The following is a 26,222-nucleotide window of genomic DNA, read 5'->3' as shown; positions in this document are numbered from 1 at the left end:
ATATTAAATTACTTTAAGCGACCATGACATTGCTTATATTTTTTGCCTGAACCACAAGGACAAGGATCATTACGACCGATTTTATGACCCTGTGTGGCTATCTGTGCTTCAGCTTCAGACATCAATGATTCAGCGCCGGCATCATGACTCAACTGCTGTTTTTTCGCTAAGCGTTCTGCTTCTTCTTTACGCTGTTGTTCTAAAGCTTCAACTTCTTCAGGTAAACGAACCTGAACTTTAGATAGTGTACTGATAACCTCGTATTTCAACGATTCAAGCATATTCGCAAACATGTTGAAAGATTCACGCTTATATTCTTGTTTTGGATCTTTCTGCGCGTAACCACGCAAATGGATACCTTGACGTAAATAATCCATCGAAGCCAAATGCTCTTTCCACAATGTATCTAACGTCTGTAGCATGACACCTTTTTCGAAATTACGCATCATTTCCGCGCCAACGATCTCTTCTTTTTTCTGATAGATTTCAATGGCTTTTTCCATAATACGCTCACGAAGAGTTTCTTCATGTAATTCAGGCTCTTTATCCAACCATTCTTTGATTGGTAAATCTAAATCGAAATCACTGACTAAGCGTTTTTGCAGCCCTTCAATGTCCCACATTTCTTCCAAAGATTGTGGTGGAATATAGGCATCAATAGTGGTCGTGAATACATCTTGACGAATGCTATCTACCGTTTCTTTAATATCACCACCGTCAAGCAGCTCATTACGCTGAGTATAAATAGCACGACGTTGGTCACTCGCTACATCATCATATTCAAGCAGCTGCTTACGAATATCAAAGTTACGGTTTTCAACTTTACGTTGCGCATTTGCAATAGCTTTCGTGACCCATGGGTGTTCAATCGCTTCACCCGGTTTCATGCCTAATTTACGCATCATGCCTGTGACACGATCAGAGGCAAAAATACGCATCAATGCATCTTCCATGGAGAGGTAGAAACGTGAAGAACCGGCATCACCTTGACGACCCGCACGACCTCGTAACTGGTTATCGATACGACGAGATTCATGACGTTCTGTACCGATGATATGTAAACCACCAGCAGCAAGTACCGCGTCATGACGCTCTTTCCAACGCGCCTTGATTTCATCAATTTGCTCTTGAGTTGGCGCTTCCAAAGCTGCAACCTCAGATTGCCAACTACCACCCAACATAATATCCGTACCACGACCAGCCATGTTAGTCGCGATAGTAACCGCTCCAGCTTGACCTGCGTTCGCAACAATATCCGCTTCTAAAGCATGGAATTTCGCGTTCAATACATTATGTTCAATTTTTGCTTTTCTCAATGCATTAGAAATCAGCTCTGATTTCTCAATTGAGATAGTCCCCACGAGCACGGGTTGACCGTTTTGTGTTCTTTCACGGATATCTTCAATAATCGCTGCGAATTTATCCTCTTCAGTCATATAGACTAAGTCAGGTAAATCCTTACGGATCATAGGACGGTTAGTTGGGATAACAATGGTATCTAATTTATAGATAGAGCTAAACTCAAATGCCTCGGTATCCGCGGTTCCCGTCATACCCGCCAGTTTTTCGTATAAGCGGAAATAGTTTTGGAAGGTAATTGATGCCAGTGTTTGGTTTTCATTTTGGATCTCAACACCTTCTTTTGCTTCCACCGCTTGGTGCAATCCATCAGACCAACGGCGGCCTTCCATTGTACGGCCTGTATGTTCATCAACGATGATAACTTGACCGTCTTTAACAATATAATCCACATCCAGTGTAAATAACGCATGAGCGCGTAAGCCTGCCATCACGTGATGCATCAGCATAATGTTTGATGGAGAATACAGTGATTCACCTTCTTCCATTAAGCCTTCTTCCGTTAACAGTTGCTCAATCAGTACTAACCCACGCTCAGTCAGCGTGACCTGACGTGATTTCTCATCTACTGAGAAATGCCCTTCACCTTGGAAAGTGTCAGAGTCTTCCTTCTCTTGACGCACAAGTTTAGGAATTAATTTATCAACTTTTTTGTACAGTTCTGAGCTATCTTCAGCCGGACCAGAAATAATAAGTGGTGTACGCGCTTCATCGATAAGAATTGAGTCAACCTCATCCACCAATGCGTAGTGTAATTTACGCTGCACGCGCTCTTCTGGGCTAAATGCCATGTTGTCACGTAAGTAGTCAAAGCCGAATTCGTTGTTAGTACCATAAGTAATATCAGCCGCATAAGCTTCACGCTTAAGTCCTGCTGGCATACCTGGAAGGTTTATACCAACACTCAGGCCTAAAAATTCGAATAATGGACGGTTGTTTTCAGCATCACGTTTAGCCAAATAGTCGTTAACTGTAACAACGTGAACCCCTTTACCCGTTAATGCGTTCAAGTAAGCAGGGAGAGTCGCTGTCAGTGTTTTACCTTCACCAGTACGCATCTCAGCGATACAGCGCTCGTTCAAAACCATCCCACCAATCAGCTGTACATCAAAGTGACGCATACCAAAAACACGTTTACTGGCTTCTCGAACAGTTGCAAACGCTTCAGGAATGATGCTTTCAAGGCTTTCGTTTTTACTCAGACGCTCACGGAATTCTTGGGTTTTAGCTTTGAGTTCATCATCACTTAACTTTTCAAACTCCGGCTCAAGACGATTAATCTTTTCGACTTCTTTACGTAGACGGCGGAGGGTACGGTCATTACGACTACCAAAAACTTTGGTTAATAATTTTGTTAACATATTTATATATTCTCAGGTAATTCAGTTAATTACTAAACAATTAAATCATGTAATTTGCTTAGAACATAGTGCATATCTCAAGATCGACAATGTTATTGCTAATTAACTCATAAGAGGACCGGCACGGATCCCATGAACCTGAGCAACCCAAATTGCAGGTTGATATGCTACAAAATGTGGAAAAGCGTAGCGTTCCGGTTGGGTAACATTGTCACCCCATTGAAGTGAACGTTGTGCCAGCATGGCATACAACGTATCAAGCATGACTTGTGGAGCTAGTAGTGAACCTTTAGCTTCATCTTGTAAATTCGTATCGCCATCTTCAGTGTTTGAAAAAGCGAAAGTCAGTTGTCGAATGACATTCCTAACCGCATGTTGCTGCCAATAATTCACAGAATAGGACGATGACGGTGAAGAACGTTGGGGTTGTTGTTGTGCAAATAAGTTATCAAAAGCACTAACCGCTTGATTTTGGCGATTAACAGACGAATTAAACTGGGTTTGCTGAGCATCTGATAAGGCATTTAAAATCGCAGGCATGCCAATCCCTGTAGCGACAAGTCCTAATAGGAAATGAGACCACAAGTATCTTCTACCAAATTGTCGCCAAAGATTTAAAATGCCCATCAAAGTCTTATATTATGTTGCTGTTACACTATTTTTATTCAAGTTCGCGTTATACTACTCAAGCTATACTTAAGAATAAACCTAACACATTAGGCGGAGCCGAAAAATGAGAGATAGTCACCCACAAGCATTATTCGATGTCCTTGAGGAGTCACTCGCTAAAACGAGCAGCCCCCTATTAACTATTCAGCGTACTGCTAACGCGATTAATCGGCTTAACAAAGCTGTTAAAGGATTGCTCCCTAGCGAACTTAAGCCGATGTGCCGCGTTGCAAACTATCGTAACAGCATTTTGATTATCGAGGTTGCTAATGCAAGCTGGATGACCCGATTAAATTACGAAAAACTTAATCTACTTTCTGCATTACGAGGCTCTATTCTACCATCTTTATCTTCCATAGACATCAGAATCAATCCTACTCTTATGCGAAAAAAGACTGAAAATAGCTCACTGAATAATCAAACAGTTAAAAATATGCAAACTAGGAATGAACGGAGAATAAGTGCGGAAACGGCTAAGCATCTTTTACGTTTAGCAGAGAATAGTTCAAAAGATTTAAAACAGAGACTAGAGCGGCTGGCTGCGCTGGCCGGAGAGAGTACCAGCACAACCAACAGAAAAGATTAACGCTGACATTCGCGTTTTATAACAACAACTGATTCAACTGTTTACCAACTTAACTTGATTAAGCGTAAACCGTTGAAGGTGCTTTGAATGCCACGGGTAATTCAGCTTCATCTTCAAATGTCACCAAATCCCAAGCAGATTCTTTAGCCAGTACCGCTTGTAGAAGTTTGTTATTCAATGCATGACCAGATTTATAGGCAGTAAATGCACCAATAATATTATGTCCACACATGAATAGGTCACCGATAGCATCAAGTGTTTTGTGACGAACAAATTCATCTTCAAAACGCAAACCATCTTCGTTGAGGACACGATAGTCATCAACAACGATAGCACAATCGAAACTACCGCCTAAGCATAGGCCTTGAGATTGCAGATATTCAATATCACGCATAAAACCAAATGTACGCGCACGGCTAATTTGGCTAACAAAGGCTTCAGCAGAAAAATCGATTTTATAACGCTGCGTACTGCTATCAATAGCAGGGTGATTAAAATCGATAGTAAAATCAAGGCTAAAACCATTATATGGTGTGAATTCAGCCCATTTATCACCATCTTCTACACGCACTTTTTCTTTAATACGTACGAATTTTTTCGCACAATTCAGTTCTTCAATACCTGCATCTAGCAATAAGAAGACGAACGGTGCTGCACTGCCATCCATAATCGGGATTTCAGGCGCATTGACTTCAATAACAATGTTATCGATACCTAATCCTGCCAAAGCAGCATTCAGATGCTCTACGGTCGAAATACGCACGTTATCTTCATTAACTAAACAAGTACATAACATGGTATCACGGACAGACTTAGCATCAGCCGGAAAATCAACCGGAGGATTTAGGTCAGTACGACGGTAGATGACCCCGGTGTTTGCCGCCGCTGGACGCAGAGTAAGCGTGACTTTCTTGCCAGTATGTAAACCAACACCAGTCGCTTCAACTATACGTTTAAGTGTCCTTTGTTTGATCATCGTTTTTTTCTCGCAATGTTATCCGTCCTGCTGATTATCATACTAGATAACCAGCAGGAAAGTTTAGCACAAAAAGCGGAGAAACCAATATAATTAAAATTAATCGGCCTGTTTACGCAAAAATGCAGGAATATCCAAATAATCGGGTTCTTTATTTGTTTGCGTATTTTGGTCATTCACCGCTTTCGCCGCAGCTGGTTTTTCTTCTGTCAATGAAGACATAGAAGACATGCTACTTTGCATTTGCTGGTAGCGCTGTTCCATAGAAACCTGCTGTGACATTTTGTTATTGACCAGTGTAATTTCTGGGCGCTTGTCCATCCCAATACCTGTTGCAACAACAGTAACACGTAGTTCATCATTCATCTCAGGGTCGAGTGATGTACCAATAACAACGGTCGCATTATCAGATGCGAATGCACGAATGGTATTACCGACCGTTTCAAACTCATCCAAACGCAGATCGAAACCAGCGGTAATGTTGACAAGAACGCCGCGTGCACCAGAAAGGTCGATATCTTCTAGAAGTGGACTTGAAATAGCCATTTCAGCCGCTTCTTCAGCACGATCTTCACCACGAGCAACACCTGAACCCATCATTGCGTAGCCCATTTCTGACATAACAGTACGTACGTCAGCAAAGTCCACGTTCATCAAGCCAGGGCGTGTGATCAGTTCTGCAATCCCTTGAACGGCACCTTTAAGGACATCGTTTGCAGCACCAAAAGCATCCAATAAAGAGATACCACGACCTAAGACTTTTAATAGTTTATCGTTCGGGATCGTAATCAATGAGTCAACATGTTTTGATAACTCAGTAATTCCCGATTCCGCAAATGCCATACGCTTTTTGCCTTCAAAATTGAAAGGCTTAGTCACGACAGCAACCGTTAGTATACCCAGCTCTTTAGCAACTTCAGCCACGACTGGAGCAGCACCTGTACCTGTACCACCACCCATACCGGCTGCAATGAAGACCATGTCTGCACCATCAAGTGCATTGCGTAAAGCTTCACGATCTTCTTCAGCGGCATTACGACCTACTTCAGGGTTTGCTCCTGCACCTAGGCCTTTAGTAATACCAGTACCAATCTGGATTGTTTGTCCGACTGCGGTTTTGCGCAGTGCCTGTGCGTCAGTATTGACGGCAAAAAACTCAACGCCTTCAATACGCTCACGCACCATGTGTTCAACGGCGTTACCGCCGCCGCCACCAACGCCGATGACTTTAATCACCGCATCGTTGGTTAGCTCCATTGGTTCAAACATAATGTCTCTCCGTTTTGTGCTTACTTCGAAGCTAATAATATGCTTCTGAATAAAAATTAAAATTCTTTTCTCAGCCAACCAGTGATTTTACTAAACCACCCTTTAACTGAAGCACGTTTTTCCGTTTCGGTATCATCGCCAAGATGGCTTTCTTTACCGTAATGCAGAAGCCCAACCGCAGTTGAATAGTATGGCTCCTGAGCATAATCCGTTAAGCCTGTTATATTGAGCGGGGTACCAATCCTGACTTGTGTATGGAAGACTTTTTGTGCACATTCGACGAGACCGTCTATTTGCGCAGCGCCTCCAGTAAGCACGATCCCCGCTGCCAAATGGTGTTTGACACCTTGTTGACGTAACTGTTCCTGTAAATTTAAAATTTCTTCGTTTACGAGGTTTAACAGCTCTGTATAGCGTGGTTCAATGACCTCCGCTAAAGTCTGACGTTGCAGACTTCTTGGTGGGCGTCCTCCCACGCTAGGTACTTCCACCGTTTCATCTTTGCTGACTATCGAACCGACAGCACAGCCATGACGAACTTTGATCGCTTCTGCATCACTTGGTGGAGTTCCAAAAGCATAAGCAATATCGCTGGTCACAACATTGCCTGCATAAGGAATCACTTTGGTATGACGTAATGCACCACCGGTGTACACCGCCATATCCATCGTGCCGCCGCCAATATCAACGACACAAACCCCCAACTCCCGCTCATCTTCCGTCAAAACAGAATAGCTAGCAGCAAGTCCAGCAAAAATTAACTGATCAACTTTCAGCCCACAACGTTCAACGGCTTTCACGATATTTTTTGCCATATCGTTGTGGCAAGTGATCAAATGAACTTTGGCTTGCATACGTACACCAGACAAACCAACAGGGTTCTTAATACCTTCTTGATAATCAATCGCGAATTCTTGCGGTATAACATGAAGAATGCGATGTTCATCGCGAACTCGGACTGATTTAGCGGTATGAACAACACTGTCAACATCTTCTTGTGTCACTTCTTCTTCTGACACAGGTACCATACCAATTTCATTTTGACAGCTAACATGCTTACCCGATAACGCAAGATAAACTGAAGAAATTTGGCAATCTGCCATCAGCTCAGCCTGATCAATCGCCCTTTGTACACATTTAACGACTGACTCCAGATCGTTAACGCCACCTTTGTCCATTCCACGAGATGGACAACTTCCCACCCCGATAATATTCACCATACCATCGGGCAGAATTTCGCCTACAAGGGCCGACACCTTGGAAGTCCCAATTTCAAGGCCTACAACTAATTTTCTGTCCGTCGTTTTGATCATTTGCTTCTGCCTAGTCTGAGTTATTAGCAATATTCATTATTGTAACTCCAGTGGTGCATCCACTAATAAAGGAGCCCACCCCACCGCAGCGCCACTGGTATAACGAAGGTCGACATAATCAACACGTTTATCTGTGGTTTGCTGCAACAGCGGATAAAGTTCAAGGAAACGATTTAACCGCTCAAGTACATCTTTTTTTCCGAGTTCTATTCGAACATCATTATCTAAAATAAGTTGCCAAGCATGGCGTGCAGTCATAGAGACTGATTTCAATTTTAAATTTTGTTCTGCCAGTATTCTTTTAAATTCAACATACTCTTTGATAACTTCTTTTTGGCTACCTTGAGGGCCATAAAGTAACGCATAATCGCCTTTGTTACTCTCACTCGCGGGGAGGCTAAAAACTCGCCCTTCACTATCAACCATGTTCTGATCATTCCAACGAGCGTAAGGAACATATTCTACCAGATGAATCTTTAACTCATCAGGCCACTGTTTACGAACTGTGACTTGACGTATCCATGGCATAGCACTGATCTGATTTTGAATGGCATTGACATCCACGGTCATAAACGTGCCCGGTTGACCAAGTGCTAATATCGCTTTTCTGACATCATCATTCGTTGTGTAATGACGCTCCCCCGTCAGTACTAACTTTGACATTGGCAGCCTGTCCGCATCTTTCATCCAATTCATGACGGTCCAGCCACTCCAAATGATTGTTCCAACAACCATTAAGAAAAAAATCAACCCACCAAGAAATGCCCCATTACTTGGGCCTGAGTTTGGGTCATTGCTGCCATCATTATGCTTATGATGTCGAACATTTAATGCTGCCTGTGACATATCAGTTAGCCAATTCCAAAATACGTACCACCAACTGCGAAAAATCCATACCTGCTTGACGTGCGGCCATCGGAACTAAACTGTGGCTCGTCATGCCTGGTGAGGTATTCACCTCTAATAAATAGAACTGACCATCACTGTCTTGCATCACATCAACGCGTCCCCAACCACGACAACCAACAGCTTGATAAGCACGTACCGCCAATTGTGACAACGCAGCTTCTGATTTTTCATCTAAGCCGCTTGGGCAAAAATACTGTGTTTCATCTGAAAGATATTTCGCATCATAATCGTAAAATACCCCAGCAGGTTGAATACGAATGGAAGGGAGCGCTTGCTCACCAATCATCGCCACCGTAAATTCCGGCCCACTTAACCACTTTTCAATTAATACTGTTTCATCGAAACGAAATGCTAATTCCAACGCGGTTGATAAATCATCCATGTTACCAACTTTGCTCATCCCTACACTTGACCCTTCTAAGCTCGGTTTGACAATAAGGGGGAGTCCTAGATGTGACACTAATGTTGAAATTTTTGCTTCCGTCAGCTGACTAAAGCCAAATTGACTCAATGAAACGTAAGGTGCGACCGGTAAGCCTGCGCCTTCCCAAAGTTGTTTGGTTCTTAATTTGTCCATACTGAGAGCGGAAGCCATTACGCCACTCCCCGTATAAGGTAACCCTAAGAACTCCAACATCCCTTGTATAGTACCATCTTCACCACCACGACCATGAAGGGCGATAAATACTTTATCGAATCCTTTTTCCTTAAGCGTGATAACAGGAAAGTCTTTCGTATCAATTGGATGAGCGTCAACACCGGCCTGACGTAAACCCGCAAGTACTGCCTGCCCAGATTGCAGAGAGACTTCACGTTCAGCAGATGTACCGCCAAATAACACCGCAATTTTTTCGGCCATGAGTTTACTCCTCTGCCATTGGTGGCTGTAATTTTGTCTCGGCAAGATTACGGGCTATTTTACCAATATTTCCAGCACCTTGAACCAAAATTAAGTCATTAGGCTCCAGTGCTTGAGCGAGCAGTTGCGCGACTTGTTCAGGCTCTGCCACATAAATCGGGTCAAGTTGACCACGACCACGAATTGTTCGGCATAATGAACGGCTATCTGCACCGGGTACGGGTTTCTCCCCCGCTGGATACACTTCCAACATCAGTAACACATCAACTTGGTTGAGAACATGTGCAAAGTCGTCATATAAATCGCGAGTACGTGAATAGCGGTGTGGCTGAAAAACCATCACAATTCGCTTGTCAGGCCAACCCGCCCTTGCCGCTTTAATCGTCGCATCCACTTCAGTTGGGTGATGACCATAATCATCAACCAACATCACTTCCCCTTCTTTACCATTAACATGGCGTAATGAATAATTGCCTAAGAAATCAAAACGACGCCCTGTCCCCTGAAACTCTATAAGTGCAGAGAGAATATGCTGATCATCAATCCCTTCTTCCGTTGCTACCGCCACAGCGGCTGCCGCATTAAGGGCATTGTGTCGACCTGGTGCATTAAGAACCACCGTCAACTCAGGCATATTTTCACGGGCGATAGTAAAGAAGCCTTGGTTACCTTTTTGTTCATACTTAACAATACGCACATCCGCATCGTCACTAAAACCATAAGTCGTCACATAACGGCTTACACGCGGTAATAATGAGCGGATCACCGGATCATCAATACACATCACTGCACGACCATAAAATGGTAAATTGTGCAAAAAGTTGATGAACGTATCTTTCAAGGTTTCAAAATTACCTTGATAAGTGTCCATATGGTCAGCTTCAATATTGGTCACTACCGCAACCAAAGGCTGCAAATGTAAAAATGATGCGTCACTCTCATCCGCTTCAGCAATCAGATAACGGCTACTTCCTAAACGAGCATGAGTCCCCGCAGATTTCACTAAACCCCCATTAACAAATGTTGGGTCTAAACCTGCTTGAGCATAAATTCCTGAAATCATAGCCGTCGTTGTCGTTTTACCATGCGTACCTGCGACAGCGATACCATGTCGATAACGCATTAATTCAGCCAGCATTTCAGCACGACGAATAACAGGAATACGCAACTCGTGTGCTGCCTGAATTTCTGGATTATCCGCAGAAATGGCCGTTGAAACGACAACAACACTCGCATCTTCAACATTTTCAGGGCGATGATTAAAATAAATCGTTGCTCCTAAAGCGGTCAGTTGCTGAGTCACTGCATTTGGCGCTAAATCAGAACCACTGATTTGATAACCTTCATTAGCCAGTACTTCGGCAATACCACCCATGCCAGCACCGCCGATACCGACAAAATGGATGTGCCGAACTCTTCTCATTTCAGGCACTGCTGTTCTTAATTTCGCCAACTGTTGTGTATTCACTCTATGTCTTCGCTTTTGTTAATTCTATATCAATGTCGTTTTATCGATGATCGCGGCTATTTAGCCACTTCACTAATCACCGCCGCGACTCGTTCGGTCGCATCGGTAATCGCACAAGAACGTGCTTTGATAGCCATCGATAATAATTCTTGTCGATCCCACTGCTCCAGCAGGCTAGCGACGTTATCCGCAGTAAACTGAGGTTGCTCAAGTATTTTGGCCGCCCCCGCTTTTTCTAACGGTAAAGCATTCCAATATTGCTGACGATCTTTATGTTGAAAAGGTACGAAAATAGCAGGTAACCCTGCCGCAGCGATTTCACTCACTGTTAAAGCACCTGAACGACAGATCACAATATCCGCCCATGCGTAAGCTTGAGCCATATCATCAATAAACTCAGTAACTTTATACTCGGAATTAACTGAATTTTTTAGCCTTTCATTATACAACGCTTCGGTAGATTCTTTACTTCCTTTTCCAGCTTGGTGCCAGATATTTAACTGTTTGCCGACTTTTTCAGCAACTTCAGGCATAATTTGATTCAAAATACGCGCGCCTTGACTCCCCCCTACTACCAGTACGCGTATTCTCTCATCGCGATTCGATAATCTCTCTTCTGGCAATGGCAGTGCCAATACATCCTTACGAACTGGATTTCCAACAATAGGGGCATGCGGAAAAGCGCCCGGAAATGCCTGTAAAACACGTTTAGCTATTTTTGAAAGCCATTTATTGGTTAAACCGGCTATACCGTTTTGCTCGTGCAGAATGACGGGCACTCCCGATAACCATGCCGCAATTCCACCGGGACCAGAAACATAGCCCCCCATCCCCAGCACAGCATCGGGTCGATACTGCTTAATAATCGCTTTTGCTTGGCAAACTGCCTTGCCTATCCGCCAAGGCGCGGCGGCTAATGCCATAATGCCTTTACCTCGGAGCCCTGATATTCGGATAAACTCAATGTCGATGCCATGTTGCGGCACTAGTGTCGCTTCCATACGGTCGGCAGTACCTAGCCAGAGGATCTCCCAGCCTTGAGCCTGCAAATAATGCGCCACAGCTAAACCTGGGAAAACATGTCCCCCAGTCCCACCCGCCATGACCAGTAACCTTTTTGCTTGACTCATTTAGCACTCCTTACAAACGCCTGGGCTTTTTCCAGACGCGTTTCAAAATCTACACGTAATAATACTGCGATAGCCGCGGACATCACGAGCAAGCTCGACCCACCGTAGCTAATCAATGGTAAGGTTAACCCTTTAGTTGGCAACATACCTGCTGCTGCCCCTACGTTTACTAATGCCTGAAAAGTAAACCAAATACCGATTGAGCAAGCTAAATACCCAGCAAATAATTGGTTAGCTAGCAATGCACGACGACCAATCATCATCGCCCTAAATGCCAACATGAAAACCATCAGTAAAACCAAAACAACACCAACATACCCCAGCTCTTCCGCTAAAACGGAAAAAATAAAGTCAGTGTGAGCCTCTGGTAAATATTCAAGTTTTTGCACCGAATTACCCAGTCCCTGCCCCAATAACTCACCTCTACCGAATGCCATCAACGATTGGGTTAGCTGATAACCACTTCCAAATGGGTCTTCCCATGGATTGAGAAATGATGTCACACGGCGCAAACGATAAGGTTCCAACCAAATCAAGGCGAGTACACCAACAACACAAGCGGCAATCCCAATAATAAAGGGGGCTAATCGTGCTCCAGCTAAGAATAGTAACCCTAATGTCGTCACGACGAGGACGATAACCGTTCCTAAATCCGGTTGTAACAGCAGTAATAACGCCATGATAATTAAAATACACATGGGTTTTACAAAGCCTAGAAAGCGAGTTCTTACTTCGTCTGATTTTCTCACTAAGTAGCTGGATACATAGCAAAATAGCGCGAATTTAGAAATTTCTGCTGGCTGAATTTTTACAATCCCAACATCAATCCAACGTGATGCACCGTTAACGGAGCTACCCGCTACCAGTACAACCGCTAACAGTAAAAGAGAAACCATCAACAACACAAAGCTGTATTTTTCCCAAACAGCCATGGAAACTCGCATCACGCCTAAAACTAAGATAAAGGCGACAGCTAAATACATGACATCACGTTTAGCAAAATAAAATGGGTCGTCAGTCAGTCTCTGCCCAACAGGCATCGATGCCGATGTCACCATAACAAAACCGATAGCGGCTAATCCCAAAGCCAGCCATACCAAGGTGCGATCGTAGAGTGTAGAGCCAGCGATGACACCCCCTTTCTCTCCAATCACCCAATTCTTCAAACGTAAAGCACCCGGTATCGTCATCAGCCTAGCTCCTTCGCTAACTGAGCAAAAATGGCACCTCGTTGCTCAAAATTCTTAAATTGATCGAGGCTTGCACATGCCGGTGAGAGTAAAACCATATCCCCTGATTTTAGATTCGGAGCTAAATAACGCATGCTCTGTTCCATTGTCTCAGTCAACACGGATTTTTCAGGTTCCAGCTGAGCTAGTGCTTTACCATCACGACCAAAGCAGTACAGGCGCACATTGTCCTGAGCTAGATAGGGCTTCAATGGTGTAAAATCTGCCGATTTACCATCGCCCCCAAGTAGAAGATGCAGTGTACCTTCTACTTTTAAGCCATTCAGTGCCGCTTCAGTGCTACCTACATTGGTTGCTTTGGAATCGTTAATCCAACGCACCCCGTTATTCAGTAACACCAGTTGGAAACGGTGCGTTAATCCTGCATAATTTTTCAGCACACTTAAACTTGCATGGCGAGCTATACCCGCGATATCAGCAAGAGCAAGAGCCGCTAATGCATTGGTATAATTGTGTCGTCCCGTTAAGTGCATGTCATCAACCTTGATCAGCACTTCATTTTTTGCGACCAATGTCCGCTGCTGTGTATCAAAATAATAATCGCCACTATCAACACCAAAGCTAATGCATGCTTCCTCATCGGTATGCTGTGGTAACGTCAATGGATCTTGAGCATTAACAATACAATTCAACGCATGATGATAGATACGTAACTTCGCTTCGCGGTACTGCGCTAGACCTAGCGGATAGCGATCCATATGGTCTTCAGTGACATTCAAAACTGTTGCTGCAAGGGCTTTTAAGCTGGATGTCGTCTCTAATTGAAAACTAGATAGCTCTAACACATACAGTTGGTGACCTTGATTTAACAAAGACAATGCTGGAATACCGATATTTCCGCCAACACCAACGGAGATACCCGCAGCTTGAGCCATTTCCCCCACCAAAGAGGTCACGGTGCTTTTTCCATTAGAGCCTGTGATCGCAATAACAGGCGCATCAACTTCGCGGCAGAACAATTCGATATCACCGACAATTTCAATACCGTTATTCGCCGCTTGCTGTAATTCAGGTGTCGCTAATGCAATACCGGGGCTGGCAACAATTAAGTCAGCCTCTTGCAACCATTGGTTGTTTAAACTACCGCGATGGCATTCCACCTCTTTCGGTAATTGTTCAACGCCCGGAGGAACAGCTCGGGTATCCATCACTCGCGGAATAACGCCGTGTGATAAGAAAAAGTGCACACAAGATAGGCCAGTTAACCCCAGCCCAATGATGACCACTTTTTTACCCTGATACTGTTTACCCTGCATACCTGCCATTTTAACGTACCTTCAGTGTTGCCAGTCCAATCAGTACCAGCATTAAGGAAATAATCCAAAAACGTACAATTACGCGTGGTTCCGGCCAACCTTTCAGTTCATAATGATGGTGAATTGGCGCCATACGGAATATACGTTGACCACGTAATTTGAAAGAACCCACCTGTAGGATGACGGATAATGTCTCAACAACAAAGACGCCTCCCATAATGACCAACAGGAACTCTTGGCGTAATAAAACGGCAATCGTACCGAGTGCACCACCAAGAGCAAGGGAGCCAACATCGCCCATAAAAACTTGCGCAGGATAAGTGTTAAACCATAGGAACCCGAGCCCCGCCCCCACTATCGCCGTACAAACGATAACTAATTCACCCGCATGTGGTAAAAATGGAATATTTAAGTAACTAGCAAAGTTGACGTTACCCGTTGCCCACGCCACTAATGCAAAACCGGCTGCCACGAAAACCGTTGGCATAATCGCTAATCCATCAAGGCCATCCGTTAAGTTAACCGCGTTACTGGTACCAACAATCACAAAATACGCCAACAAAATATACAGCAGCCCAAGTTGTGGCATGATGTCTTTAAAGAACGGCACCACTAATTGCGTTGCAGGGGTATCTTTCCCTACTGCGTACATTGAAAATGCAACCACAAGTGCAATCAGTGACTGCCAAAAATATTTCCAACGAGCAATCAACCCTCGGCTATTTTTTCTGACCACTTTCAAGTAATCATCCGCAAATCCGACAAGGCCATACCCGACTAACACGAGTAATACACACCAAACGTATGGGTTATCTAAACGCGCCCAGAGCAATACTGAGATGCTGATCGAAAACAGGATCAGTATTCCTCCCATTGTTGGCGTACCACGCTTACTAAAATGCGATTCAGGCCCAACATCACGTACAACCTGACCAATCTGCATTTTTTGTAAGTAAGTAATTAAACGTGGCCCCATCCATAACGCAATGGCAAGTGCTGTCAGCAAACCGACGATGGCTCTAAACGTCAAATATGAGAAGACGTTAAAGACAGAAAATTGATGCACCAATATTTCGGCAAGCCAGACTAACATGCAAAGCACTCCTTCAATGCATTCACTACATCTTCCATCGCGGAGCTGCGTGAACCTTTAACTAAAATAGAAACAACTTCATTCTGCTGTACTAGCGGAATCAGTCGGGTTAATAAGTCTTTTTTGAATGCAAAGTGCTCTCCACATTCACTGAATTGACTGATCATTTCGCTCAGCGTACCGACACTCAGTACTTTATCCAGACCTGCATCTTTTGCGGCTATACCAACTCGTTGATGACACTCTTTTGCATAATCGCCGAGTTCACCCATATCTCCGGCCACTAAAATGCGATAACCGGGCATTTTAGCTAAAACATGAATGGCTGCAATCATTGAGCCGTCATTGGCATTATAAGTGTCATCCAAGACAACTTTTGTCTCACTCAACTGCACTGGATATAAACGCCCCGGCACAGCTTGAGTTGTGGCTAGCCCCTGACGAATATCTTCCAGCGTTGCGCCCACTGAGATAGCCAAAGCACTAGCCGCCAAAACGTTAGCAATGTTATGCATGCCTGGCAGAGGTAAAGTGATAGCAACCTGTCCAACGGGTGTATGCAAAGTAAAATCGGTTGAAAGCTGCTTGACCTCAATGTCAGAAGGATAAAAATCCGCTTTATCTTGCGCTGTTAATGAATAACACCACACCGTTTGGCGTGGCTGAAACTGCCATTTGGCAGAACAACTATCAAGATTAACAATTGCGGTGCCTTCATCCGGTAGGCCTTGGTATATTTCACCTTTTGCCCTAGCAACGCCTTCAGGTGAGCCAAATCCAGCTAAATGAGCCGCGAACAAGTTATTCACAAGAGCAGTTTGCGGCTTAACGATATTCGTGGTGTACGCGATCTCATTAGGGTGATTCGCCCCCATTTCAATCACTGCATATTCATATTCGTGAGTTAGCCTAAACAACGTTAAAGGTACACCGATATCATTGTTTAAATTACCCGCGGTATACAGTGTTTTACCACGTTGCGACAAAATAGAGGCCGTCATTTCTTTTACCGATGTTTTCCCCGACGACCCCGTTAAGCCAACCACTTTGGCTTGGCTTTGTTGGCGTACCCAAGCAGCAAGCTGCCCCATGGCCAGACGCGTATCTGCGACAACGACTTGAGGGCAATCAATATCAAGTTGACGCTCAACCAGCACAGTCGCTGCACCGCCTTCAGCCACTGAAGGCACAAAATCATGGGCATCGAAACGCTCACCTTTCAACGCAATAAATAAGCTGTTCTCGCCAATTTGGCGGCTATCCGTGCTCACATCGCTTAATACTCGTGTTCCTGCATCAACGCCATCGGCATGATACAGATATCCACCCGTGATAGCGGCGAGTTGAGACAACGTTAGCGGGATCATGCTACCACCCCCAATAATCTAGCGACCGTCAATCTATCTGAATAATCTAAGCGGCGATGACCGATAATTTGATAATCTTCATGGCCTTTCCCCGCAATAACAATAACGTCATCCACGTTAGCTTGCATGATAGAACTGGTCACGGCTTCAGCACGTCCCGGAATAGCCAGAACTCGGCTAGAGTCAAGAATGCCAGCCATAATGTCATTGATGATATCTAATGGCTCTTCGCTACGCGGGTTATCATCAGTAATGACAACATTGTCTGCCCACTCTTCAGCCGCCGCCCCCATTAATGGACGTTTACCTTTATCGCGATCCCCCCCGCAACCAAATACACACCATAATTTTCCTTTACAGTGTAAACGTGCCGCTGCTAATGCTTTCTCAAGCGCATCAGGGGTATGCGCATAATCAACCACCACCGTTGGTTTGTTCGGCGCACTAAAGACTTCCATACGACCACACACCGGCGATAAAGATGATGATGATTCCAAGAGTTGTGTTAATGGATAATCCATCATCAGCAATGTACTCATTGCTAACAACAAATTACTGACATTAAATGCCCCCATTAATGGACTTTCTAAGGTGCCGTTACCCCATGATGAGGTAAATTGAATGGTGGCTCCACGGTCGTGATACTCAACCGTTGTGGCTTGTAACCATGGCCCTTGCCACTGTTCAGGAATACGCTGTTCCATTGAAACAGCACAGGCTTTTGGTAAGCGTTGCAGCCATTTCAAACCGACATCATCGTCAGCATTAATAATTTGCGCTTTTGTTTGATGCGTGGAAAATAATAGCCACTTCGCGGCTTCGTAATTTTCCATATCACCGTGGTAATCTAAATGGTCACGGCTTAAATTAGTAAATACAGCGGCAGCAAACGGTAAGGCAGCAACACGACCTTGAACTAAGCCGTGTGAAGAAACTTCCATTGCGGTTAATGTCGCCTGACATTTTAATAATTGGGTTAATTCAACTTGGATATCCACTGCTGAACCCGTGGTATTTTCACTCGGCGCGACCTGTCCAAGTAGACCATTCCCTACAGTTCCCATCACCGCGCTGGTTTCACCCAACCCTTTTGCCCACTGAGCAATTAATTGTGTTGTCGTCGTTTTACCATTGGTTCCTGTCACACCAACCAACTTCATTTTTGCACCTGGATGCTGATAAAACTCCGCGGCCAATGCAGACAAACGATTATTCAGGTCATTCAAATAAATAACAGGAACCCCATGAACGTAACGAATTTCACCTTCATCCGCTTCGCCATTCGCTTCTGCGATGACAGCTGCAACACCTTGAGCGATCGCTTGGGAGATATAGTGCCTACCATCCGATTGATGGCCTTTAATTGCAATAAACAGATCACCAGCCGCTGCTTTACGGCTGTCTAACGTCATCTCATGTAGTGAGATATTTGCTGTGCTAACGCCAAATGGCGAAAGAAGATCACAAAGATTACGATCTGCCACTTTTAACCTCTTTTTTATTGATCACTATGTCGCTTTTATCATCTGCTTGTAATGCATCTGGCTCAACATTCATCATTCGCAATACACCGCCCATGATGGAACCAAATACCGGTGCGGATACTGCACCACCATAATATTTACCCGCTTTAGGCTCATTGATAAGAACGACAAGGGCATAACGTGGGTTACTTGCAGGTGCAACACCTGCTGTATAGGCAATATATTGATTGATGTACCGCCCTTCAGGCCCGACTTTCTTCGCAGTACCTGTTTTAATCGCTATTCGATAACCTTTTATCGCAGCACGTGTTCCACCGCCTCCCGGTAGAGCAACACTTTCCATCATATGAACCACTGTACGCATGGTTTGTTCTGGGAACACTCGGGTTCCTGGGACAGGTGGGTCCACTTTGGTAATGGATAATGGGCGATATATTCCAAAGCTACCAATTGTTGCATAGGCACGGACTAATTGTAACGGAGTGACCATTTGTCCATACCCAAAAGAAAAGGTGGCCCTATCTAAATCAGACCACCGTGTTTTTTTACTTGGAAAGATGCCACTACTTTCCCCGACTAACCCCAGATTAGTCGGCTTGCCAAACCCAAAGCGGCTATACACATCCACCAGCTCTGTGGCAGGCATCGCTAACGCCAGTTTTGAAACACCCACGTTACTCGACTTCTGTAAAATACCCGTTATTGATAACTCCGCATAACGCGCAACGTCCTTAATTTCATGGCCATTGACGCGATATGGATAGGTATTCAGCACGGTATTTTCTTTGATAATTTTGTTGTTTAACGCACTCATGACAACAAGTGGTTTCACCGTCGAACCAGGCTCGAAAATATCGGTTATCGCGCGGTTACGCATGGCATCCATCGGAGTACCCGCTAAATTATTTGGGTTATAGGATGGACTATTAGCCATAGCTAAAATCTCACCGGTATGCACATCAACTAAAATAGCAACACCAGATTCAGCTTTATTCTCCTGTACGCCCTTAGTCAATTCACGATAAACAATGGATTGAATACGCTCATCAATACTGAGCACGAGGTTATGCGCCGCTTGACTATCAACGGAGGAAACCGTTTCAATAACACGTCCATTACGATCTTTACGAACTGTTCGTTCACCCGGAGAGCCTTTTAACCAGCGCTCAAAGCTTTTTTCAACGCCTTCAATGCCTTCGCCATCAATATTGGTTACGCCAATTAAATGCGCGGTCACCGGACCTGAAGGGTAATAACGGCGAGATTCTTTACGTAGATAAATACCCGGTAATTTTAATTTTGTGATGTATTCACCAATAGAAGGGTTTACCTGACGAGCAAGATAGACAAAACGACCTTTTGGGTTCGCCGAAATTTTTGTTTTGATTTGTTCTAGTGGGATTTCAAGCGCATCCGCTAACGCTTTCCAATGTTCATCGTTATTGATCCCACCTTTTTCAAACACCACTTTGGGATCAGCCCAAATGGCATTCACAGGCACACTGACAGCAAGTTGGCGTCCTTCTCTATCACTGATCATTCCGCGTGCAGTAGAAACTTCCTGTACACGTAAAGAGCGCATATCGCCCTCTTTAACCAGTTTTTCAGGTGCGATGATTTGCAGATAAGCAACACGCACTAACAGCCCAGCTAAAGCTAGCAGGATACCGCCGCACAGCAAAGCAAAACGCCAGCTCACAAAGCTGGTATTTTCTTCCTGTTTCTTGTTTTTAGCTGACTTAGGTGCTTTCATTCGTAACCTTATCTACTACTTAGAAACAATAATATTTTCTTGAGAAGGCTCAACGTGAACCATTTGTAATTTTTCCACAGATAAACGTTCAACTCGGCTATGGCTGGCTAACGCGTTTTCTTCTAGGATTAAATTACGCCATTCGATATCAAGTGCGTCCTTTTCTTCGTATAGCTTGTCTTTTTCCGCCGTCAGGAGACGTGTTTCATGCGCTGTCGTGACCACAAAGACAGCGCTGATAATAATGGCGGCTAGCAAAATCAATGGAATAATCCCATAACGGAAAAGGTCACGACCAATCACTTTTCCAAGACTATGCCTTTCAGGAACCATTTTTATGCCATCCTTTGTGCAAAACGTAGTACTGAACTACGTGCTCTAGGGTTTTCGTCAACTTCCGCGGCTGAAGGTTTCATCTTGCCCACTTCACGCAACTTAGCCGTACCCAGCGCTTTTATTTGAGCTTCCGTTAATGGGATCCCTGCGGGAACACTGGGCCCTTTGCTATTTTGACGAATAAACCGTTTTACTAATCTATCTTCCAAGGAGTGAAAACTAATCACTGAGAGACGCCCTTCGGGTGCTAGCACGGATACAGCCCCTTCCAATGCCTGCTCAATTTCTTCTAGCTCACTGTTAATATAAATACGTATGGCTTGGAAGCTGCGAGTTGCTGGATGCTTATGGCGCTCTTTGATTGGGCTTACTTGAGCGATCAATTCAGCTAGCTCACGTGTACGGGTCAACGGCGTCTCTTCTGGGTTGTGGTTACGTTCAACAATCGCCCTAGCAATGCGTTTTGCGAAACGTTCTTCTCCAAATGTTTTCAACACCCACGCGATATCATCAGCTTGCGCAGACATGAGCCATTGATGTGCTGATTGTCCTTTAGTTGGATCCATTCGCATATCCAATGGCCCATCACGCATAAATGAAAAACCGCGTTCAGGATCATCTAATTGCGGTGATGAAACGCCTAAATCCAGCAATACGCCATCAATCTTGCCAACTAACCCTTCTTCCTCAACATATTCAGCGATTGCAGAAAATGGCCCATGTTTAATCATAAAGCGCGGGTCATTAATGAGTTGCGCTGCTTTAATGGCTTCAGGGTCGCGGTCAATCGCAATCAAGCGTCCTTGGTCATTTAACTGACTCAATATCAGCCTTGAGTGTCCTCCTCGCCCAAATGTTCCATCAATATATATGCCGTTTGGTTTGATATTTAGGCCATTTACTGCTTCATCAAGCAGTACTGTTACATGTTTAAATTGCTGTTGTGTCATGTTTATAGTGACAAATCCTGTAAGCGGGCTGACAGGGGTTCTTGGGTTTGTCGTTCAGCATTAATGTCTTCTTCCACTTGCTGATACCAAGTCTGTTCATCCCAAAGTTCAAATTTATTTATTTGGCCCACTAGCATGACCTCTTTTGTTAGCCCTGCGTGTTGACGTAGTGTGTTAGCTAACAAAAGACGTCCGGCACTGTCCATTTGGCATTCGCTGGCATGCCCTAATAAAAGCCGTTGTACTCTTCTTTCTACTGGGTTCATGGTTGAAAGCCGTGAGAGCTTCTCTTCAATAATTTCCCATTCAGGTAACGTGTAAAGTAATAGGCATGGCTGGTGGAGGTCGATAGTACATACCATCTGCCCCTTAGATTCCTCGCTCAACATTCCCCTATATCGGGTAGGCACGGTTAGACGCCCTTTGCTGTCGAGATTTACCAGTGTTGCCCCACGAAACATACCCAGTAAAACCTCTTTATTTCCTATTAACCCACTTTACCCCACAATTCTCCACTTATAAAGTTTACGAATGGTAGGAAAACGTTGTCAAGCCAGACACCTGTAGCTTTTGCTTTATTTACAGAACAATTCAGAAAAGATAAGAGAGGGTAAAATCGAGCGCAGAGATAAAATGAGGAATAACGGATTGATATAATTCATTTATTTTCAACAAAACAATAAATACAAGGTTAATTCTATTTTATTGATGAAAAAACACTCAAATGATGATATTTCCTATACCCGTCTCATTTTTAATCAGCCTACCTATAACCGATTCTTTACTTTTTAAATAACGGTAAATGCTAATTAACTACAAATATTATCAATAACAGCCCCGTAGAAAAATAAAAACAATAAATTTCAACACGTTAAAATACTGTTTTAATAGACAGTGTTATAACTCAAATATGCGTTCATATGACTTTTATTTATTTAACTGCCATTTCTTAAATTAAATTTTTTATTTTGTTTTCCTTGCGAGAGAAAATTAAATACATCCAGTTAAGAATAGTCCTAAAGTTAAATATTTACGTATTTTTAGCATCAAATAAAAAGCCCCTTTTGCATAGGGGCTAAGATAATAGCGATAAACGTGATCAATATCACTCTATATTCAACCAGACATTTTGTCTGGTTTTAATTATTTCTTATATTTATTGCTGTTTGCGGCCAAGACTACCACGACGGCAGAGATCACGACGGATACGAGTAATTCCTGCGTCTGGTTTTTGTTTTTCATCAAGGCTCGCCAACACCAATTCCAAGATTCGCTCAGCGATATCTCTGTGGCGCTGTGCCAATGATAAAACGGGGCATCCTAAGAAATCTAATAACTCGCTATCGCCAAATGTGGCAATCACCATGTCCTCCGGTAGACGACCATCACGTTTTAGCGCCACATCCAATACTCCCTGTAGCAACGAAAATGACGTCGTGAATAACGCATCAGGCATGGAGTTACCTTTATCTAGCCAATCAGCAAAAACCTCAGCGGCAGAAGCCCTCTCATAACTATTTGCATACAGATAATTCACTTCACGGGAGTCGCCTTGCCAACCTTTCCTAAAACCTTGCTCACGAAGATAGCTTACTGATAACTCAGGTAAAGCCCCCAGATACAATACGGATTCTGCCGAGAATTTTCGTAATTCCGCAGAGATCATAAATGCATCTTCTTGGTCATCACCGACCACACTAATAAAGTGATCTTTTTCCAATGCTCTATCAAGGGCAATGATAGGCAAAGAACGGTTCGCCCAACGCTGATAGAAAGGATGCTCAGGAGGAAGCGCGGTTGAAACTATAATGGCATCAACCTGACGCTGTAAAAGGTGCTCGACACAACGAATTTCGTTATCTGGCTGATCCTCGGAACACGCGATCAATAATTGATAACCACGTTGCCGTGCTTGACGTTCAAGATAATTAGCAATGCGAGTATAACTTGTGTTTTCGAGATCGGGGATCACTAGCCCTATCGAACGTGTTCTCCCTGCTCGTAGCCCTGCTGCTACAGCATTTGGATGGTAATTGTGCTCTCTGACAACAGCCATCACTTTTTCTACAGTTTTATCGCTGACTCGATACTGCTTGGCCTTGCCATTGATCACATAACTAGCCGTTGTGCGGGAAACCCCTGCTAAACGTGCTATTTCATCCAGTTTCACGTTAACCTCTTTGTGTTATCATATAAAACCAACTCATTGATTTTACTATTTATTTTTTACAGTCCCTGATTACCGCTGCAAGGCAAAAATAGCTGCCAACGGTCAGAGCCCCGAATCAATCGGGGCTCTATATGACTACATTCTACCTTTAGAAGACAAATTTTTCATCGCATAATTTTATCGCCGCGTGAAACTCCTACAATACCTGAACGTACAACTTCAACAATTTCAGCAACACCACGCACCGCTTCAATAAATGCATCCAGTTTATCGCTTGTTCCTGCTAGCTGAACGGTATAAAGCGTTGGTGTCACATCAACGATTTGTCCACGAAAAATATCGGAGCAGCGTTTGATTTCATCGCGGCCATAGCCTGAAGCCTGTAATTTTACTAACATGATTTCACGCTCTATATGTGCTGAAGCGGTAAGCTCGCTAACGCGAAGCACATCCACTAATTTATGCAGCTGTTTTTCTATCTGCTCAAGAACCTTCGCATCCCCTTTCGTTTGAATGGTCATACGTGACAAGGTGGGGTCATCCGTGGGGGCTACGGTCAAACTTTCAATGTTGTAACCTCGTTGAGAAAACAGCCCAATCACACGGGACAATGCACCAGATTCGTTTTCGAGTAAAACTGATAAAATACGACGCATGCTCAGGTCCTCTCTGTTTTGCTCAGCCACATTTCATCCATTGCACCACCGCGGATCTGCATTGGGTAAACATGTTCAGTTTCATCAACATTGATATCAACAAACACTAGGCGTTGATTTTGGTTCACTTCAACCAAGGCTTGTTGCAATTTTTCTTCTAACTCATCAGGAGAATGGATCGCGATGCCAACATGACCATACGCTTCAGCCAGTTTAACGAAGTCAGGGAGCGATTCCATATAAGATTGAGAGTGGCGACCTTGATAAATCATATCTTGCCACTGTTTTACCATTCCCAAAAAGCCATTGTTTAAATTCAGTACGATAACAGGCAAGCCATACTGTAGCGCCGTAGATAGCTCTTGAATATTCATTTGAATACTGCCATCGCCTGTCACGCAAACAACCGTTGACTGTGGATGTGCGAGCTTAACCCCTAAAGCCGCAGGTAAACCAAATCCCATCGTGCCTAATCCGCCTGAATTAATCCAACGACGCGGCTTATCAAATGGGTAATAAAGTGCCGCAAACATTTGATGCTGCCCAACGTCAGAAGTCACATAAGCCTCACCATGAGTTAAACGATAAATCGCTTCAATCGCCTGTTGAGGCTTCACTTTCTGGCTATTTTTTTCGTAATTGAGGCATTTTTTCTCACGCCAAGTTTCAATCTCTTTCCACCATGCCGCTAATGCTTGGCTATTTTGTGTCGCTGAGACTTGCTCTAATTGATTTAATATTTGCTGAAGCGTCAGTTTCGCATCCCCAACAATCGGGATATCCGTATTCACCGTTTTAGAGATCGAGGTGGGATCTACATCAATTTGAATAACCGTGGCATTTGGGCAATATTTTTCCAAATTGTTGGTCGTTCTATCATCAAAACGGACACCCACAGCAAAGATCACGTCAGAATTATGCATAACCTTATTCGCTTCATAGGTTCCATGCATACCAAGCATCCCTACAGAAAGATGATGCGTTTCTGGAAATGCACCAAGCCCCATCAGTGTTGATACAACAGGAAGCTGTAATTTTTCTGCTAATGCAATAATTTCCGGCGAGCAACTTGCATTAATAGCACCACCACCAACATAGAAAACCGGCTTCTCCGCCGCAATCAGTTTGGATAACGCTTTTTTAATTTGCCCTTTATGTCCTTGGAGAGTCGGATTATAAGAACGTAGAGATACGGATTCCGGATAACGATAAGGGTATTTATGCGCTGGACTAACGGTATCTTTGGGTAGATCAATCACCACAGGGCCTGGCCGGCCACTTGACGCAATATAGAATGCTTTCTTGATGGTTTCAGGAATATCTTCTGCTTTTTTAACCAAAAAACTATGTTTTACAATAGGTCTGGATATCCCCACCATGTCACATTCTTGAAAAGCATCATTGCCAATAAGGGAGCTTGCAACTTGTCCTGATAGAACAACCAAGGGGATTGAATCCATGTATGCCGTCGCAATACCAGTAATCGCATTTGTCGCTCCGGGTCCTGACGTTACCAACACCACTCCAACATCGCCAGTTGAGCGTGCGTAACCATCAGCCATATGAACTGCCGCTTGTTCATGGCGAACTAATATATGATCAATGCCTCCGACTGTATGCAGTGCATCATAGATATCTAAAACAGCACCACCTGGATAACCAAATACGTGCTTTACACCTTGGTCAATCAAAGACTTGACGACCATTTCTGCTCCCGACAACATCTCCATGAGTTTGCCCCCAGACTATTTTTATCCGTTAACAGAGGTATGACTGTCCTCTTATTGTGTATTGTCATTCCTGTCATAGTGATGACAACTATTAACATATCGTTGTGCTGGAGACGACGCAAACACCATTTCTTAAGCAAAAATGACAACATTCAACATCGTCTTTATCTTTTACGATAATTAGTTAAATTAACCAAGAAAATAAAAAAAAGTGGAAATTTTCACTATAAACAGATGAAAAAGAGTACAAAGAGAAGCCGGATATCATCAATATTCTA

General features: G+C 43.8%; 22 protein-coding genes. 1 reads left to right on the top strand and 21 read right to left on the bottom strand.

Going from position 1 to position 26,222, the window contains the following annotated elements; genetic code table 11:
• Window positions 1-8 precede the first annotated feature (8 nt).
• Window positions 9-2,720 (bottom strand): preprotein translocase subunit SecA, encoded by a 2,712-nt coding sequence (gene secA / locus O7C57_RS06605; protein WP_163860899.1) that lies wholly within the window; start codon window positions 2,718-2,720, stop codon window positions 9-11.
• Between the two features lie 102 nt (window positions 2,721-2,822).
• On the bottom strand, window positions 2,823-3,347 hold the full coding sequence (gene secM / locus O7C57_RS06600) for a secA translation cis-regulator SecM (protein WP_154622671.1): 525 nt from the start codon (window positions 3,345-3,347) through the stop codon (window positions 2,823-2,825).
• A 106-nt stretch (window positions 3,348-3,453) separates the two neighbouring features.
• On the opposite strand from secM, the gene O7C57_RS06595 reads away from it, so the two are divergent.
• Window positions 3,454-3,975, top strand: coding sequence for a DUF721 domain-containing protein (locus O7C57_RS06595; RefSeq protein WP_154622672.1), 522 nt, complete (start codon window positions 3,454-3,456; stop codon window positions 3,973-3,975).
• A gap of 58 nt (window positions 3,976-4,033) precedes the next feature.
• Here the strand turns inward: O7C57_RS06595 and lpxC are convergent, their stop codons facing one another.
• The 19 genes from lpxC to ilvI all read right to left on the bottom strand — a co-directional run bounded on the left by lpxC (window position 4,034) and on the right by ilvI (window position 25,944).
• Window positions 4,034-4,951: a UDP-3-O-acyl-N-acetylglucosamine deacetylase gene (gene lpxC / locus O7C57_RS06590; protein ID WP_154622673.1), complete on the bottom strand. Its 918-nt coding sequence runs from the start codon at window positions 4,949-4,951 to the stop codon at window positions 4,034-4,036.
• A 99-nt stretch (window positions 4,952-5,050) separates the two neighbouring features.
• Window positions 5,051-6,220 (bottom strand): cell division protein FtsZ, encoded by a 1,170-nt coding sequence (gene ftsZ / locus O7C57_RS06585; RefSeq protein ID WP_154622674.1) that lies wholly within the window; start codon window positions 6,218-6,220, stop codon window positions 5,051-5,053.
• A gap of 56 nt (window positions 6,221-6,276) precedes the next feature.
• A complete protein-coding gene (ftsA, locus tag O7C57_RS06580) occupies window positions 6,277-7,533 on the bottom strand; it encodes a cell division protein FtsA (RefSeq protein ID WP_008910356.1) in 1,257 nt (418 codons plus the stop codon).
• 36 nt (window positions 7,534-7,569) lie between these two features.
• Window positions 7,570-8,379, bottom strand: a complete 810-nt coding sequence (ftsQ, locus tag O7C57_RS06575) for a cell division protein FtsQ (protein ID WP_154622675.1) — start codon at window positions 8,377-8,379, stop codon at window positions 7,570-7,572.
• A gap of 1 nt (window position 8,380) precedes the next feature.
• The gene (locus tag O7C57_RS06570; protein WP_269723793.1) at window positions 8,381-9,301 is read right to left on the bottom strand and encodes a D-alanine--D-alanine ligase; all 921 of its coding nucleotides are present in this window, start codon (window positions 9,299-9,301) and stop codon (window positions 8,381-8,383) included.
• 4 nt (window positions 9,302-9,305) lie between these two features.
• Window positions 9,306-10,724: a UDP-N-acetylmuramate--L-alanine ligase gene (gene murC, locus O7C57_RS06565; protein WP_230085795.1), complete on the bottom strand. Its 1,419-nt coding sequence runs from the start codon at window positions 10,722-10,724 to the stop codon at window positions 9,306-9,308.
• A 101-nt stretch (window positions 10,725-10,825) separates the two neighbouring features.
• A complete protein-coding gene (gene murG / locus O7C57_RS06560; protein ID WP_154622677.1) occupies window positions 10,826-11,899 on the bottom strand; it encodes an undecaprenyldiphospho-muramoylpentapeptide beta-N-acetylglucosaminyltransferase in 1,074 nt (357 codons plus the stop codon).
• Window positions 11,896-13,089, bottom strand: coding sequence for a cell division protein FtsW (gene ftsW, locus O7C57_RS06555; protein WP_154622678.1), 1,194 nt, complete (start codon window positions 13,087-13,089; stop codon window positions 11,896-11,898). Before ftsW ends, murG begins: the two co-directional genes overlap by 4 nt.
• Window positions 13,089-14,405, bottom strand: a complete 1,317-nt coding sequence (murD, locus tag O7C57_RS06550; RefSeq protein ID WP_230085796.1) for a UDP-N-acetylmuramoyl-L-alanine--D-glutamate ligase — start codon at window positions 14,403-14,405, stop codon at window positions 13,089-13,091. Before murD ends, ftsW begins: the two co-directional genes overlap by 1 nt.
• A 10-nt stretch (window positions 14,406-14,415) precedes the next feature.
• Window positions 14,416-15,498 carry a phospho-N-acetylmuramoyl-pentapeptide-transferase gene (mraY, locus tag O7C57_RS06545; RefSeq protein ID WP_154622680.1) on the bottom strand — a complete coding sequence of 361 codons (1,083 nt, stop codon included), beginning with the start codon at window positions 15,496-15,498 and terminating at the stop codon, window positions 14,416-14,418.
• Window positions 15,492-16,865 carry a UDP-N-acetylmuramoyl-tripeptide--D-alanyl-D-alanine ligase gene (gene murF, locus O7C57_RS06540; protein ID WP_269723792.1) on the bottom strand — a complete coding sequence of 458 codons (1,374 nt, stop codon included), beginning with the start codon at window positions 16,863-16,865 and terminating at the stop codon, window positions 15,492-15,494. Before murF ends, mraY begins: the two co-directional genes overlap by 7 nt.
• Window positions 16,862-18,349 carry a UDP-N-acetylmuramoyl-L-alanyl-D-glutamate--2,6-diaminopimelate ligase gene (murE, locus tag O7C57_RS06535; protein ID WP_163860893.1) on the bottom strand — a complete coding sequence of 496 codons (1,488 nt, stop codon included), beginning with the start codon at window positions 18,347-18,349 and terminating at the stop codon, window positions 16,862-16,864. Before murE ends, murF begins: the two co-directional genes overlap by 4 nt.
• Window positions 18,336-20,102: a peptidoglycan glycosyltransferase FtsI gene (ftsI, locus tag O7C57_RS06530; RefSeq protein ID WP_154622682.1), complete on the bottom strand. Its 1,767-nt coding sequence runs from the start codon at window positions 20,100-20,102 to the stop codon at window positions 18,336-18,338. The genes murE and ftsI overlap by 14 nt, the downstream gene beginning before the upstream one ends.
• Before the next feature lie 15 nt (window positions 20,103-20,117).
• Entirely contained in the window at window positions 20,118-20,435 is a 318-nt protein-coding gene (ftsL, locus tag O7C57_RS06525) for a cell division protein FtsL (protein ID WP_154622683.1), read from the bottom strand.
• A gap of 2 nt (window positions 20,436-20,437) precedes the next feature.
• Complete coding sequence (rsmH, locus tag O7C57_RS06520; protein WP_154622684.1) at window positions 20,438-21,388, bottom strand: 16S rRNA (cytosine(1402)-N(4))-methyltransferase RsmH; 951 nt, start codon at window positions 21,386-21,388, stop codon at window positions 20,438-20,440.
• 2 nt (window positions 21,389-21,390) lie between these two features.
• Window positions 21,391-21,849, bottom strand: coding sequence for a division/cell wall cluster transcriptional repressor MraZ (gene mraZ, locus O7C57_RS06515; RefSeq protein WP_154622685.1), 459 nt, complete (start codon window positions 21,847-21,849; stop codon window positions 21,391-21,393).
• A 695-nt stretch (window positions 21,850-22,544) separates the two neighbouring features.
• The gene (gene cra, locus O7C57_RS06510) at window positions 22,545-23,558 is read right to left on the bottom strand and encodes a catabolite repressor/activator (RefSeq protein ID WP_163860892.1); all 1,014 of its coding nucleotides are present in this window, start codon (window positions 23,556-23,558) and stop codon (window positions 22,545-22,547) included.
• 164 nt (window positions 23,559-23,722) lie between these two features.
• The gene (gene ilvN / locus O7C57_RS06505) at window positions 23,723-24,214 is read right to left on the bottom strand and encodes an acetolactate synthase small subunit (protein ID WP_068445711.1); all 492 of its coding nucleotides are present in this window, start codon (window positions 24,212-24,214) and stop codon (window positions 23,723-23,725) included.
• Between the two features lie 2 nt (window positions 24,215-24,216).
• On the bottom strand, window positions 24,217-25,944 hold the full coding sequence (gene ilvI / locus O7C57_RS06500; protein ID WP_154623205.1) for an acetolactate synthase 3 large subunit: 1,728 nt from the start codon (window positions 25,942-25,944) through the stop codon (window positions 24,217-24,219).
• Window positions 25,945-26,222 lie beyond the last annotated feature (278 nt).

This window comes from Providencia sp. 21OH12SH02B-Prov, assembly GCF_027362595.1.
In the GTDB taxonomy this organism is placed as follows: Bacteria; Pseudomonadota; Gammaproteobacteria; order Enterobacterales; family Enterobacteriaceae; genus Providencia; species Providencia zhejiangensis.
The sequence above is the reverse complement of the archived record's forward strand: the minus strand, read 5'-3'. Positions and strand labels throughout refer to the sequence as shown.